The 14,867-nt window shown below is 64.5% G+C and carries 14 protein-coding genes; all 14 read right to left on the reverse strand.

Annotated features, from left to right (window positions below):
* Window positions 1–87: 87 nt before the first annotated feature.
* Window positions 88–1,737 carry a DNA repair protein RecN gene (recN, locus tag ACWNZ3_RS11825; protein ID WP_496900058.1) on the reverse strand — a complete coding sequence of 550 codons (1,650 nt, stop codon included), beginning with the start codon at window positions 1,735–1,737 and terminating at the stop codon, window positions 88–90.
* A gap of 38 nt (window positions 1,738–1,775) precedes the next feature.
* Entirely contained in the window at window positions 1,776–2,648 is an 873-nt protein-coding gene (locus ACWNZ3_RS11830; protein ID WP_114276565.1) for an outer membrane protein assembly factor BamD, read from the reverse strand.
* A 201-nt stretch (window positions 2,649–2,849) separates the two neighbouring features.
* Window positions 2,850–3,770 (reverse strand): UDP-3-O-acyl-N-acetylglucosamine deacetylase, encoded by a 921-nt coding sequence (gene lpxC, locus ACWNZ3_RS11835; RefSeq protein ID WP_114277492.1) that lies wholly within the window; start codon window positions 3,768–3,770, stop codon window positions 2,850–2,852.
* A 206-nt stretch (window positions 3,771–3,976) separates the two neighbouring features.
* Entirely contained in the window at window positions 3,977–5,629 is a 1,653-nt protein-coding gene (gene ftsZ, locus ACWNZ3_RS11840) for a cell division protein FtsZ (RefSeq protein WP_496900059.1), read from the reverse strand.
* A gap of 175 nt (window positions 5,630–5,804) precedes the next feature.
* Complete coding sequence (gene ftsA / locus ACWNZ3_RS11845) at window positions 5,805–7,139, reverse strand: cell division protein FtsA (protein WP_205388287.1); 1,335 nt, start codon at window positions 7,137–7,139, stop codon at window positions 5,805–5,807.
* 30 nt (window positions 7,140–7,169) lie between these two features.
* Window positions 7,170–8,054, reverse strand: coding sequence for a cell division protein FtsQ/DivIB (locus tag ACWNZ3_RS11850; protein ID WP_496900060.1), 885 nt, complete (start codon window positions 8,052–8,054; stop codon window positions 7,170–7,172).
* A complete protein-coding gene (locus tag ACWNZ3_RS11855) occupies window positions 8,042–8,983 on the reverse strand; it encodes a D-alanine--D-alanine ligase (protein WP_269363682.1) in 942 nt (313 codons plus the stop codon). The genes ACWNZ3_RS11850 and ACWNZ3_RS11855 overlap by 13 nt, the downstream gene beginning before the upstream one ends.
* A gap of 62 nt (window positions 8,984–9,045) precedes the next feature.
* The gene (gene murB, locus ACWNZ3_RS11860) at window positions 9,046–9,993 is read right to left on the reverse strand and encodes a UDP-N-acetylmuramate dehydrogenase (RefSeq protein WP_496900061.1); all 948 of its coding nucleotides are present in this window, start codon (window positions 9,991–9,993) and stop codon (window positions 9,046–9,048) included.
* Between the two features lie 57 nt (window positions 9,994–10,050).
* A complete protein-coding gene (locus tag ACWNZ3_RS11865; protein ID WP_496900062.1) occupies window positions 10,051–10,344 on the reverse strand; it encodes a hypothetical protein in 294 nt (97 codons plus the stop codon).
* Window positions 10,341–10,613, reverse strand: a complete 273-nt coding sequence (locus ACWNZ3_RS11870) for a DUF2484 family protein (protein WP_269363687.1) — start codon at window positions 10,611–10,613, stop codon at window positions 10,341–10,343. Before ACWNZ3_RS11870 ends, ACWNZ3_RS11865 begins: the two co-directional genes overlap by 4 nt.
* Window positions 10,610–10,861: a DUF2484 family protein gene (locus ACWNZ3_RS11875; protein WP_269363688.1), complete on the reverse strand. Its 252-nt coding sequence runs from the start codon at window positions 10,859–10,861 to the stop codon at window positions 10,610–10,612. Before ACWNZ3_RS11875 ends, ACWNZ3_RS11870 begins: the two co-directional genes overlap by 4 nt.
* A 112-nt stretch (window positions 10,862–10,973) precedes the next feature.
* Window positions 10,974–12,395: a UDP-N-acetylmuramate--L-alanine ligase gene (gene murC / locus ACWNZ3_RS11880; RefSeq protein WP_114276573.1), complete on the reverse strand. Its 1,422-nt coding sequence runs from the start codon at window positions 12,393–12,395 to the stop codon at window positions 10,974–10,976.
* Complete coding sequence (locus ACWNZ3_RS11885; protein WP_496900063.1) at window positions 12,392–13,492, reverse strand: UDP-N-acetylglucosamine--N-acetylmuramyl-(pentapeptide) pyrophosphoryl-undecaprenol N-acetylglucosamine transferase; 1,101 nt, start codon at window positions 13,490–13,492, stop codon at window positions 12,392–12,394. Before ACWNZ3_RS11885 ends, murC begins: the two co-directional genes overlap by 4 nt.
* A gap of 24 nt (window positions 13,493–13,516) precedes the next feature.
* Complete coding sequence (gene ftsW, locus ACWNZ3_RS11890) at window positions 13,517–14,686, reverse strand: putative lipid II flippase FtsW (RefSeq protein ID WP_269363692.1); 1,170 nt, start codon at window positions 14,684–14,686, stop codon at window positions 13,517–13,519.
* Window positions 14,687–14,867: the final 181 nt, after the last annotated feature.

Below are 14,867 nucleotides of genomic sequence, written 5' to 3' on the forward strand. Positions count from 1 at the left end.
GCAGGCTCCGCAGGCATGTCGCGCATTGTCCGGCCCCGGTAAGGTCAGCGGGCCGCAGCGGCCTGGGAGAGGCACCGGGCAAACCCACTACCCTGCCAACAAAGCCTCTGCCGCCGCGCGGGCCGCATCCGTCACCTGGTCGCCGGACAACATCCGCGCGACCTCGTCCACCCGTTCGGGCGGGCTGAGCGGGACAACGGTCGAGGTGGTCATGCCCTTGCTGACCGCCTTGGCCACACGCCAGTGATGTGCGCCAAGTGCCGCGACCTGCGGCGAATGGGTCACCACCAGCACCTGCCCCCCATCGGCCAGCGCCGACAGCCGCCGGCCCACGGCATCCGCGGTTGCCCCGCCGACACCCCGGTCGATCTCGTCGAAAATCAGGGTCAGGCCCGGTTGCCCCTGGGTCAGACAGACCTTGAGCGCCAGCAGGAAGCGGCTCAGCTCCCCGCCCGAGGCGATCTTGCCCAGCGGCCCGGCGGGCGCACCGGGGTTGGTGGCCACAGTGAAAGACACGGTGTCGCGCCCCTCGGGGCCGGGCTCTTCCGGTTCGATCCGGGTTTCAAAAACCGCGCGTTCCATTTTCAGCGGCGCAAGTTCCGCCGTCACTGCCTTGTCCAGCTTGCGGGCGGCCCTTGCCCGTGCCGCGCTCAGCGCCTCGGCCGCAGCGTCGTAATCCGCCTCGGCCTCGCGCACCGCCTTTTCCAGCCCCGCCTGTGCCGCCTCTCCCGCGTCCAGCGCCTCCAGCTTGGCGCGCAGGGTGCCTGCGAAACCGGCCAGCTCGTCCGGAGCCACGTCATGTTTGCGCGCCAGGGCGCGGATCGCGAACAGCCGTTCCTCGGTCTCTTCCAGTTCCAGCGGGTTGAACGACATCTGGTCGATGGCATCGGCCACGCCCGACATCGCCTCGTCCAGTTCCACCATGGCGCGGTTCAGCGCGGCCATCGGCGCCTCCAGCGCGCCCTCGGCACGGGAGGCCGCCCCGTCCAGCCAGCGCAGCGCATCGCCAAGCTGCTGTTCCGCGCCGTTCTGGCCCATGATCTCATAGGCGTTGACCACATCGGCGCGGATTTTCTCTGCCCCCTGCATCAGGCGGCGCTTTGTATCCAGCGTGGCTTCCTCGCCTTCCTGCGGATCAAGCTTGTCCAGCTCGGCCACCGCGTGACGCAGGAATTCCTCCTCCGCCGCGATGGCATCGCGCTCTGCCGCGGCCACCTGCGCTGCCTTGCGGGCCGCCGACAGGGCCGCCCAGGCCCGGCGGCAGCGCCCAATCGCATCCGCGTTGCCGGCAAAATCGTCCAGGATGCTGCGGTGGCCGCGCGGGTTCAGCAGGCCGCGGTCGTCGTGCTGGCCATGCAGTTCCACCAGCGTGTCGGAGAGCGCGCGCAGCACCTCGCCGGAACAGCGGCGGTCGTTGACCCAGGATGTCTTGCGCCCGTCAGAGCTGTTGATGCGCCGCAGGATCAGCTCATCCCCGCCCGGCAGCCCCGCCTCTTCCAGCACCGCATGGGCAGCATGTCCCGGCGGCAGATCGAACCAGGCGGTCACCTCGCCCTGCTCTGCCCCCTGCCGGACCAGATCGGCACGCCCGCGCCAGCCCAGCACGAACCCCAGGCTGTCGAGAAGGATGGATTTGCCCGCCCCGGTTTCACCGGTCAGCACGTTAAGACCCGGCTGAAAGCCAAGCTCCAGCCGGTCGATGATCAGCATATCCGAAATATCGAGTCCGCGCAGCATGACAGCTTTCCGATGGGCCGGTGGTTATCCCACCTTGCTTACAACCACTCGCCCTTGATGGTCTGCCGGTAAATCGCGCCCAGCCAGTTGTTCTTGTAAAACTTCGGCTCCAGCCCCTGCCCGGTCAACAGCTTGTAGCTGTCCTCGTACCAGTCACTGCCCCGGAAGTTATGTCCAAGGATCGCACCGGCGGTCTGCGCCTCGTGGTTCAGGCCCAGCGACAGGTAGGATTCGACAAGACGGTGCAGCGCTTCGGCGGTGTGGCTTGTGGTCTGGAAATCCTCGACCACCACACGGAACCGGTTGATCGCCGCCGTATAATGGTTGCGCCGCAGATAGTAGCGACCGATCTCCATCTCCTTGCCGGCCAGATGGTCGAAGGCCAGGTCGAACTTGAGAATCGCCGCCTTGGCATATTCGCTGTCGGGATAACGTTCGATCACGTCACGCAGGGATTGCAGCGCCTGAAAGGTCAGGCCCTGGTCCCGGCCCACTTCGTCAATCTGGTCGTAATAGCTCAGCGCCAGCAGGTACTGGGCATAGGCCGCATCGTCATCGTCGGGATAAAAGTCGATGAAACGCTGCGCGGCGGAACGGCTGTTGGGGTAATCCTGATCCTGATGATAGGAAAACGCCTGCATGATCAGCGCGCGCTTGGCCCATTCGGAATAGGGATAGAGCCGCTCGATCTCGGCAAAGTAGAAAGCCGCTTCCTCGGGCTGGCGGCGGTTCAGCTCGAATTCACCGCGTTCGAAAATCTGCTCCGCCGAATAGGTCTCAAGCGGGATTTCCTGCGGATTGAAGAAACTCTTGGTAAGGCGGCCCGTATTCTGACTGCCCCCACAGGCGCCGAGGGTGGCAACAAGGAGCACGGTGCCGATCATGCGCTTGCGCGACATCTTTCGAGACATGCGTTACCCCCTTCGTCCGGTCCTGGCGAGGGTCTTGTGACCCCTGTTAAGCATCTGACTAGCACAATATTTTGCGATGCAAAACTTCGTTTCCACGCTTTGTAGCAAGGTGGCGATCAAAAGTTGCACAACAATTGCGCCAGATGGCGTTGCATTGGAAATACAGCGCCTTGTGGCATGATTCAATGGGGGTAAATCGACTTAGGCGACCTGCGGGATCTCGTCCCAGACCAGCCCGTAGCCGGGCAGCCGGGCCGCCATTGTCGGATCGCATTTCACCAGCCGGACCGCGTCCGGGGTGGCGAAAAGCGCGCGCAGCAGCGTGTTGGTCAGCGAATGGCCCGCGCGATACCCCGTGTAATGGCCCAGCAGCGGCGCACCGGCCAGCGCCAGGTCGCCCAGGGCATCCAGCATCTTGTGGCGCACGGGCTCATCCGCATGGCGCAGCCCGCCCGGCGTCAGGATCGCGGCACCATCGACCACCACGGCGTTTTCCGCCGTGCCGCCAAGCGCCAGACCGTTGGCACGCATCGCCTCCACGTCTGCGCGGCGGCAGAAGGTGCGGCTGTCGCAAAGCTCGCGCGCAAAGGAGCCGTTGTTCATCACCAGTGTCTTTTGCTGGTGCCCGATGGCGGCATCGGCAAAGTCGATCTCGAAATCAATGCGCAGCGTATCGGCAGGCGCCAGGGTTGCACGTGCTTCCCCATCGGTCACGGTCACTTCCTTGAGCACTTCAAAGGCCATGACCGGGGCCGCCAGCACACGGATGCCGCGCTGCATGAAACCGCGCACGAACTGCACGGCGGACCCATCCAGGATCGGCACTTCGGGGCCGTCAATCTCGATCAGGGCGTTGTGGATGCCACAGCCTGCCAGCGCCGCCATGATATGTTCCACGGTGGAGACATGCAGACCGGCGGCATTTTCCAGCTTTGTGCAGAGTGGCGAACGGTTGACCGCATCCCAGCGCGCCGGGATCATCCGGTCACCCAGGGCGATGTCGGTCCGCTTGAACCAGATGCCGTGATGCGCGCTGGCGGGATTCACGGTCACCGTGGCGGGCGCACCGGAGTGCAGGCCATGGCCACCGAAGGAGATCGGAGATTTGATGGTTGTTTGCACGGGCTCGTCCTCAGGGTTCATAGATCGCTGTCTAAGTTGAACCCACAAGTAGGGATGCCGTTCGTTACACTCAATTCAATCTTTGCAACCGACTGAAACATGACCGTAACAATTGGGCACAAATGTGCTGGGACATCTGCAATTCATTGATAACAAAAGAAAAGGGCCGCCTATTGGCGGCCCGCTTCGTCACATGATGTGAGGTCTCAGTTTGCCTGACGGCGCAGGAAGGCGGGGATTTCGATGCGTTCCTGGTCCGGATCGGCCTCATGCGAGGGCTGAGGTGCCGCCGATGCGCTGCGCTGGGGCGCCTGCTGAACCGGGGGTTGCTGGCGCACCGGGCGCTGCTGCGGCTGGGCCTGGGCTTCGCCTTCGCCGTGGCCGGTCATGCGGTTGATCAGGGAGTTGATGCCGAAACGTGGCTTGTCCTGACCACCCTGCCCGGCCGGTGCGGCCTGCTGCGGGCGTTGCTGCGGTGCCGCGGCACGGGGCTGCTGCTCCGGGTTGGCCTTTTGCGCAGCGGCGCGCAGACGGGCCAGCGCCTCGGGCGACGGGGTGCCGGGTGCGGGCGCACGGGGCGCGACATAGCTTTCCGCCTCGGCTTCCGCCTCGATGCTGTCTTCCTCATGGCGCGGCTCGAAAGCGGCAACCTGAGGCTGATAGGCAGGCGCCGGCAGGCCGTCGTTCTCGTCAGTGGACTCATCGGCAAAGATGTCCTCTGCCTGCTCTTCGGCGGCGACACGCTGCACATCCATGTCATTGAACAGCGGCTGCTGGTCTTCCTGCGCGACAGAGGCGGCGGCAGCGGCAACAGGCGCTTCTTCGGTCACGGCCTGCGGCTTCAGCGGCTGGCTCATGGAGCGGCGCGGCACCGGCATTTCGGTGTTCACATCGGTGGCGTCGATCCCTGTCGCCACGACGCTCACGCGCATCACGCCGCCCATGCCCTCGTCCATGGTAGAACCGACGATGATGTTCGCCTCTGGGTCCACTTCCTCGCGGATGCGGTTGGCGGCCTCGTCCAGTTCGAACAGGGTCAGGTCAGCACCGCCGGTGATGTTGATCAGCACGCCTTTGGCACCGCGCAGGCTGATTTCGTCCAGCAGCGGGTTGGCAATGGCCTTTTCGGCGGCCTGGATGGCGCGATCTTCGCCCTCGGCCTCGCCGGTGCCCATCATCGCCTTGCCCATTTCGTCCATCACGGCGCGGACATCGGCAAAGTCGAGGTTGATCAGGCCCGGACGGACCATCAGGTCGGTCACGCCCTTGACGCCCTGATACAGCACGTCGTCAGCCATGGAGAAGGCTTCGGTGAAGGTGGTTTTCTCATTCGCCAGCCGGAACAGGTTCTGGTTGGGAATGATGATCAGCGTATCGACGACCTTTTGCAGCGCCTCGACGCCATCCTCGGCCTGACGCATCCGCTTGGCACCCTCGAACTGGAACGGCTTGGTCACGACGCCGACGGTCAGCACGCCCAATTCGCGGGCGGCCTGCGCGATGATCGGGGCTGCACCCGTCCCGGTGCCGCCGCCCATGCCCGCAGTGATAAAGCACATATGCGCGCCTGCCAGGTGGTCGACGATCTGTTCGATTGATTCTTCGGCGGCCGCAGCACCGACAGAGGCGCGCGCCCCGGCGCCCAGACCCTCGGTCACTTTGATGCCAAGCTGCACCTTGTTCTCTGCGCGGGCCTGCTGCAACGCCTGGGCGTCCGTGTTGGCCACGACGAAATCCACGCCATCCAGTTGTTTTTCGATCATATTATTGACCGCGTTACCACCGGCGCCGCCAACACCGAAAACGGTGATGCGAGGTTTCAGATCGTCCTGTCCGGGCATAGAAAGGTTCAGTGTCATGTGCTGTCCGCCTGTTTTTTAGCCCACGTCCCATGAGCGCTTCTTCGTCATAAATTCAGGCGATCTTAACGGTCTGAGGCCGTATCGTCACCTATAAAACACCATAATTACGCAACATATGGGCAAATTCTTGCTGATTTTGCCTCTATGTCGGTCGCGCCACTCCATATTGCGATCACCAGTTGTCACGGAACCATTTGACCGCACGTTTGAGCGACCGTGCCGGGTATCTGTCGGCGGGAATGTCGAAATCCCACCATTCGTCCTGTGGATGCGCCGCAAAGAGCGACAGGCCCACCGCGCTGGCAAAACCCGGGCCCGTTGCCGCCTGGGGCAGGCCATGCACCCGCAGCGGGCGACCCAGCCGCACCTGCTGGCCCAGGATCTTGCTGGCCAGCCCGTCCAGACCCGGAATCTGGCTGCCGCCGCCGGTAAGTACAATCTGTTGGCTGGGCAGGTGGTCGAATCCGGCGGCATCCAGCCGGACCCGGACCTCTTCCAGAATTTCCTCCACCCTGGGCCGCATGATGCCGATCAGTTCGGCGCGGCTGGCGGTCCGGCGGTCATGTTCGTAATCGCCGGTCTCGCCGCCGATCTCGATCATCTCGCGGTCGTCCATCCCGGTGGCATGCACGCCACCATAGAAGGTCTTGATCCGCTCGGCGTTTGCGGTCGGCACCTGCAGCCCCATGGAAATATCCGAGGTCACGTGATCACCGCCCATGCGCACGCAATCCGCATAGATCATGTGTTTCTTGATAAAGATCGACACCCCGGTCGACCCGCCGCCCATGTCGATACAGGCCGCGCCCAGTTCCTGTTCATCCTCCACCAGCGAGGAAATGCCCGAGACATAGGCCGAGTTCGCGATACCGGCCAGTTCCAGGTCGCAACGTTTGATGCAATGCGCCAGGTGCTGCACGGCGGCGGCATCGACGGTCAGCATGTGCATGTCCACCGACAGGCTGTTGCCCAGCTGGCCCCGCGGGTCGATCAGCCCGGACCGGTGATCCAGTGCAAAGTTCACCGGCTGCGCATGCAGCACTTCGCGGTCCTCGCCGTATTCGGGCACATCGCAATTGGCCAGCACCTGGGCCACGTCCTGTTCGGTCACCGCCTGACCTTCCAGGTCGATCTGGGCATCCAGCCCGTAGCTGCGCGGCTCCGCCCCGGAGAAACAGGCAATCACGTGATCGACGCGGATGCCGGCCATCTTCTGCGCCGCCTGCAGGGCGGTGCGGATGGCACGCTCGGTCTCGCTCATCACGCAGATTTCGCCAAAGCGGACCCCGCGCGACCGGGTTGTCGCGGCGCCGATGACGCGGAACCCCGACTGACCGGCCAGCGATCCGATCTCGCCCTCTTCGCCCAGTTCGCCACTGCCGTCGAAGCGCAGCACAAGACATGCGATCTTGGAACTGCCCACGTCGAGAATGGCCACAACGCCCCGCTGCATCGCAACCCTGCGCATGTTCCGCATCGAGCGTTGACTGTCGTAAAGGTCCATCATCGTGTCACTGCCTTGTGATATGGCCGGGGCTTATTGTCCCGTGCTCTGCCTTATGTCCCACCACGCTTCGGTGGCTTCTTGTGTCAACCTGACCGTGGGCCGCTGGGCCAGCCGCATGTCCACGCGGGACACGTCGCGGCTGAGAACTTCCTGCGCGCCTTCCAGCGCGATGACCCGCTCCAGCGCCGGGATCGCGTCATATTCGGGCAGCATGATCCGCTGGTCGCGGTCCAGCACCACATCCCAGCGTCTTGCGCCCATCCGGACCAGCCCGCGCAGGCGCCCGGCGATCGGTTTGGTTGTCTTGATCAGCTCCAGCGCCTCCGGCACATGGCGCGCCGCCCCTTCGCCCGCGATCAGCGGCAGATCGGGGCGCAGGGCCCGGTTGGCGATCTGGCCCACGGGCGCACCGCCATCATCCACAAGCGTCAGCCCCTCGGCCGTGCGCCAGATCGCCACCGGCACCCGGGGCTTCACGATGACCTGCAACACCCCGCCGGGTTTGATCCGGACATTCGCGTTCTTCACGCTGCTCAGGGATGTGATCGTGCTGCGGACCTGGCCCAGGTCCAGATCGAAGGAACTGAGCGGAAACTCGATGGGCACGGCGGTCCGGATTTCGGCGGCCAGCGGCCCGTCAGCCCCGTCGATGGCCATCAGCTTGACCATGAATTCGGGCCGTTCCTCGACCGCGCGGCGCGCATCGGCCACGGCCTCGGTGATTGCGCTCCGGCGCGCGTCGTCGGCCAGATAGATTGTCCCGGCCAGCAGCGTCAGGCAAAAGGGCACCCCTGCCCGCAGCATCAGCCGGAATCCCGGCGTCAGCATCAGCCGCTGCATCCGCCAGGCCCAGCGCGAGGGGGCGGGATCGGCCTTGACCGATGCGGGGGCCTTGCGCCGGATCAGCGACCGCATGAGGCATCCTCCACCATCCAGGCGCAGAAGTCGGGAAAGGACATGCCGCAGCTCTGCGCCTGTTCGGGTGACAGCGAGGTGGCGGTCATGCCCGGCTGGGTGTTTGTCTCCAGCAGGATCAGCCCGTCGGCGCCGCGTGTCTCGTCCCAGCGGAAATCGGTGCGGCTGACCCCCCGGCATCCCAGCGCCTCATGGGCGCGCAGGGCATAATCCAGGCACAGGTCGAAGATTTCCTGCGGAATGTCGGCGGGCACCACATGGGTCGATCCGCCTTCCTTGTACTTGGCATCGTAGTCGTACCAGCCGGTTGTGATGATGTCGGTCACCGTCAGGGCGCGCGCGTCGCCGCCAGCCCGGGAGCCCATCACCGTGGTGGTCAGCTCGCGCCCCGGCGCATAGGTTTCGACCATGACGAACTCAGGCATGGCATCGTCAAGCTGCGGCGGGCCGTTGTTTTCCGCATTCACCAGATAGACCCCGACAGAGGAGCCTTCGTTGTTCGGCTTGACCACATAGGGCGGCGGCATGACATGCTGCGCCATCACCTCGGCCTTGCGGCAGATCACGCTGTCCACCACCGGCAGACCGGCGCTGCGATAGACTTCCTTGCTGCGCTGCTTGTCCATTGCCAGGGCCGAGGCCAGAACGCCCGAATGGCTGTAGGGCAGCCCCATCCATTCCAGCAGACCCTGCACGCAGCCATCCTCGCCCCAGCGTCCATGCAGGCAATTCAGGATGGCATCGGGATTGAGATCGGTCAGAACGGCACAAAGATCGCGGCCTGCATCGACCTCGACCACGTTATATCCGCCATGTTCCCGCAGTGCAGCGGCGCATGCGCGCCCGGATGAGAGAGACACCTCGCGCTCTGCCGAGAGTCCGCCCAATAGTACCGCCACTGTCGGGGTTGTCCTGCTCGACGTACCCACTGGAGTGCCTTTGTCCCGGACCGTTCTGGCCCATTGTTCTTATTGTTTTCGCCGTTTTCGGCTTATGCCTCTGCGTCCGGCGCGCCTTGAAATTCGCCGATCCGCATGATTTCCCATTCTAGCGTGATCCCGCTTGAATCGTAAACCTTTTTTCGCACCTGCTCACCAAGGTTTTCCAGGTCAGCCGCGGTTGCGTTCTCCGCATTGATCAGAAAGTTCGGGTGTTTCGGGCTCATCTGTGCCCCGCCCAGGCGCGCGCCGCGCATCCCGGCCGCGTCGATCACCTTCCAGGCTTTCAGATCATGCACGTCATCGGCCTGCCCGGTGCTGGAATACCCCGCCGGATTGCGAAAGGTACTGCCCGCGGAACGGTCCTTGGTCGGCTGGGTTTCATCGCGCCTGGCCAGTTGCGCGGTCATCCGCGCATGCAGCGCTTCCGGGTCGCCTTTTGGCGGGGCGAACACCGCGCTGACAATCACTGCGCCATCGGGCAAGTCACTCTGGCGATAGCGGAAATTCAGGTCCCCGGCGGTCAGGGTCACGATCTCTCCCGCACGGGTGACCACCTGCGCACTGACGAAGTGATCCGCCGTATAGCTGCCGTAACAGCCGGCGTTCATGCGCACCGCACCGCCGATGCTGCCCGGAATCGTGCGCAGGAATGTCAGGTCCAGACCGGCATCCGCCGCCTTGCGTGCCACATGGGCATCCAGCGCCGCGGCCCCGGCGATGACATGATCCCCGTCAATCTCTATCCCGTTGAAGCCGCGCCCCAGCCGGATCACCACGGCGCGCAACCCGCCGTCGCGCACGATCAGGTTGGAGCCGACGCCCATGGGGAAAACCGCCACCTCATCGGGCAAATCGCGCAGAAAACCGCTCAGGTCCTCCGGATCGGCGGGCTGGAACAGGTAATCCGCCGGGCCACCGACACGCAGCCAGGTCAGATCATTCAGCGGGCGTCGCGCCGTCAGCTTGCCGCGCACGGCCGGAAAGGAAATCTTGTTCATACCGCCCGATTAGCCGCAAAGGCCGGAGCCGTCAAACCGTGGCGCGCGCACGGCGGCTCAGCGCGTCTGGTCATCCACCCGGCTGGCCCGGAACTGCCGCACCAGGCGACCGGCCAGCCAGCCGAAACCGAAGGCGCAAAGCCCGTAGAGCACCAGCGCCGCCTGCGCCATCAGCGCATTGCCCTCTAGCGGGGTGGCATTCAGATGCAGGGCCATCCACAGCATGTTCAGCGCCATGCCCAGGATCAGCACGCCCAGAAAGCCCAGGAACCGCGCGCGGTATCCCTGAAAGGCACAGGCCAGCATCCAGACGGCAAGCACCGCGATCAGCGCCATGATGGTCGGGCTCATTCCGCAGGCCCCTTGATTTCAACCCGGCCCGCGCCCCGGCGCAGCCAGCGCATCAGGTAGATCACCGGCCAGCGCAGAACCGAACAGCCGCCCGCCAGCACCAGCAGGCCGATCCAGGGCCCATGCTGCATCGTGACATAGCCCAGAATCGGAATACCGATGGCAATCAGGATATAGGCGTTGCGCCAGTGGTAGTCCTTGCTGGGTGTCATCGCGATGACATTCGCCGAAAGCGCCCAGAGACAGGCCAGGATGAGCGATGGGCTCACTGCGGGACCTCAAAGCTCTGACCGCGCAGCCGGGCGATCAGGTAGCGCAGGGGGTTGCGGTACATCGACACGAAGGCGGCGATGGCCAGAAGCGCCATGAACCAGCCAACATGAAGCGCAATCGCGATGATCAGCACCGGTGCCGACAGCAGCAGGGCCACCCCCGGCACATATTGCCGGCGCATCGGCAGCATTGCCACCGCCGCGGATGCCAGCACCCATAGAACGGAAATCCACAATAATGTCATAGCTGCTGCTCCTTCTTCGTCTCGTCGCCACCCTTTCCGGGGCTCTTTGATCAGCCGGGCCGCGGTGTTGGATCACAGGCAAGCGGCAGAATTATGGCCAAGAGGCCCGCCGTCAGGCGGCGGCCCCCTTGAGAGCGCGTAGTTTTTCCGGCAGCGCATTGGCCCAGGCGCTGATTGTCCCTGCCCCGAGACAAACCACCATGTCGCCCGGTCCGGCCTGTTCGCGCACCAGGCGCATCAGATCTTCCTCGTTCTGGACCGCACGGGCGTGGCGATGGCCATGGCGGATCAGCCCCGCCACCAGACCGTCGCGGTCCGCGCCCTCGATCGGGTCTTCGCCTGCGGCATAGACCTCGGCAATGCCCACCACATCGGCATCATTGAAACAGGCGCAGAATTCCTCGAAATGGTGATGCAGTCGGGTATAGCGGTGCGGCTGGTGCACGGCGATCACCCGGCCCTCCGTCGCCTGACGCGCGGCTTTCAGCACCGCGGCAATCTCGACCGGATGGTGGCCATAGTCGTCGATGATGGTGACCCCGTCCACTTCGCCCACCTTGGTAAAGCGCCGGTTGACCCCGCCAAAACTTTTCAGCGCCGCGCGGATCTCGTCGCGCTTCATGCCCAGATGGCGCGCCACCGCAACGGCACTCAGCGCGTTGGAGACGTTGTGATCCCCCGGCATCGGCAGTTCGCAGCCTTCGATCACCGCCCCTTCGGCCTGCAGGTGAATGTCGAAATGCGCCACGCCGCCCTTGTAGGTCAGGTTCCGCGCGCGCACATCGGCCTGGGCGTTGAACCCATAGGTGACAACGCGGCGGTCGGTGATCTTGCCCACCAGCGCCTGCACCTCGGGATGATCGGTGCAGCAGACCGCCAGACCGTAGAAGGGAATGTTGGACACGAAATCAAGGAAACCCTGCCGCAGCCTGTCGAAATCGCCCCAATGCTCCATATGCTCGGGGTCGATGTTGGTGACGATGGCAATGGTTGCGGGCAGCCGGTTGAAGGTGCCGTCGCTTTCGTCGGCCTCCACCACCATCCATTCGCCCTGCCCCATGCGCGCATTCGATCCATAGGCATGGATGATCCCGCCATTGACCACGGTGGGGTCGATGCCGCCCTTGACCAGCAGTTCCGCAACCATGGTGGTTGTCGTCGTCTTGCCATGGGTGCCCGCGACCGCGATGTTGGATTTCAGCCGCATCAGCTCTGCCAGCATCTCTGCCCGGCGCACGATGGGCAGGCCCGCCAGCCGCGCCGCGTCCAGCTCGGGGTTGCCGGGCTTGATCGCCGAAGAGATGACCACCACCTCGGCATTTTCGATGTTCTCGGCCTTTTGCCCCTCGAAAATCACCGCCCCCAGCTCAGCCAGCCGGTCGGTGATCTTGGTCGTCTTCAGGTCGGAGCCCTGCACCCGGTAGCCGTGGTTGATCAGCACCTCGGCAATGCCCGACATGCCGATGCCGCCAATGCCGACAAAATGGATCGGGCCCACATCGGTGGGCAGTTTGGTGGCCGCTGCTGCGTTCATTTTCGTTTTCCTTCCTGGGCCAGGGTCTCGACCATCTGCGCCAGGGCTTGCGCCGCTTCGGGCTTGCCCACCGAATGGGCCGCCCGCGACATCTGCAATGCGGCGTCGGGCTGTTCGAGAATGCTTTGTATCTGTTCGGCCAGCGCCTCGGGGCTGAGCCTGCTTTCGGGAACCATGATCGCGGCCCCCGCCTCGACCAGCCCGCGCGCATTGGCGGTCTGGTGGTCACCTGTCGCGGCGGCAAAGGGGATCAGGATCGAGGGTCGCCCGATCACCGAGATATCCGCGACCGAAGAGGCCCCCGACCGGCTGATGACCAGCTGCGCCTCGGACATCCGGCGCGGCACATCTTCAAAGAAGGGCTGCACGTCCGCGTCAATGGCGTTCTCGGCGTAGTAATCGGCAACCCGCTGGCCGTCCTCGTCGCGGGCCTGATGGCTGACGCGGATGTTCTTGAGCATGGCAAGCGGCAGTGCGGCCAGCGCGGCGGGCACCACATCGCTCAGGATGCGCGCACCCTGCGAGCCGCCCATCACCAGAATTTCCATCGGATAGTCACCGGGGGGGATATAGCCCGCGCCTGCCCGGTCGAGCACCGCGGCGCGCACCGGGTTGCCCACATGCACACCTTCCACCCCCTCGGGCAACTCCGTCGGCCAGGTGCCGCAGGCCATGGCATCGACCCGTTTGGCAAAGATCGTGTTGACCCGGCCCAGCACGCCGTTCTGTTCATGGATCATGCGCGGCACCCGCAACAGGGTCGCCGCCGACAGCGCCGGGATCGACGGATATCCGCCAAACCCCACAACCACGGCAGGCCGGTCGCGCATCATCCGCAGGGCAGCCCCCAGCGCCCCCGCACCGATGCGCAGCGGCACCATCGCCTTGGCCAGCACGCCGCCCCGCGCAAAGGTGGCGGAACTGACCTGGCTGATTTCGACCTCCGCCGGGAACCCGCCGGTATAGCGCGCGCCGCGTGCGTCGGTGGACAGGCGCACCCGCCAGCCGCGCGTCAGCATCACCTCGGCCAGGGCCTGCGCGGGGAACATGTGGCCCCCGGTGCCTCCGGCTGCGATGATCAACAAGGGTGCGGTCATGGTGTCCTCCGTCCGGGCGCGCCTTCAGCGGGCGCGGCCCCGGCCAAGAATGTCAGAAATCTCGCCCTGCGGCCTGCTGCGCGTGAAGGCCAGCAACATCCCTACCGCGATGCCCGAAGCGATCACCGAAGACCCCCCGTAGCTGACAAAAGGCAGGGTCATCCCCTTGGCCGGCAGCAGCCGCACGGCGACGCCCATGTTTATCATGGCCTGCACGCCAAAGATACAGGCAAGCCCGGTGCCCGCAAGCCGCGTGAAAGGGTCCCGTTCACGCACCAGACGCAGCAGCGACCGGACCACGATCACGGTGTAAAGCGCAATGATGCAGAGCACCAGAACCAGCCCGTATTCCTCTGCCGCGACGGCAATGATGAAATCGGTATGGGCATCGGGCAGCGACCATTTCACTTCGCCCTCGCCCACGCCGACACCAAAAAGACCGCCCTCGCGGATCGCATTGGTGGCATAGCCCAGCTGCGTGGTCGGATCGACATCGGGGCTGAGAAAGCCATCGATCCGGCGCGCGAAGTGTTCCGAACTGGAATAGGCGAAACTGCCCGCGATCACCACCATCGCGGCCATGCCCACCAGCAGCAGCATCGGCGCCCCGGCGACAAAATACATCACGCCCCAGCCGAACAGCACCAGACAGGCCTGACCGAAGTCGGGCTGCAAAGCCAGCATCAGCACGATCGACATGCACAGGGCAAAGGACCAGGCCTTGCCCGGCGGGCCATTGATCTCAAGGCTCGCGGCCAGAAGCCAGGCGGTTGCCACGATAAATCCGGGCTTGAGAAATTCCGAAGGCTGCACACTGGCAAATCCCAGCGAATACCAGCGGGTCGCCCCCTTGCCAAAATCGGTGCCGAAAAACGGCAGCAGCGCCAGAGCGATGAAGGCGCCGATAAAGCCCAGCACCGCCAGGCGGCGCACCACCACAGGCGACATCATCGAGGTCAGCACCATCGCAAAGATCGCAAGCCCGCCAAAGAAGGCCTGCCTTTGGACATAGTGGAACGGGTCAAACCCGTTCTTGGCAGCCAGCGGCGGCGAGGCGGCCAGCCCCAGCAACATGCCGACCGCGAACAGCATCAACACGCAGGACAAGGCCCAGCGATCCACCGTGCGCCACCATTTTGGAAGAATTGGCTCGCCTTCCCGAACGGGAACCGCGCCATAGACCATCTCTGTCATGGATACACTGCCTTAAACTGCCTCGAACGCCCCATTTTCTGGGGTCTAACTGTCAGCATAACGCCATTTTGCGGATCACGCCAGTCAATTTCCGCCGCGCGCCACCGGCACGCCGTGCAATGACGACGGGCAAAGCGGCGGCACAAGGGGCATCACGCCAACTTGACCCCCCGCTCCGAAC

Source organism: Sulfitobacter sp. IGS-18, from assembly GCF_059628195.1.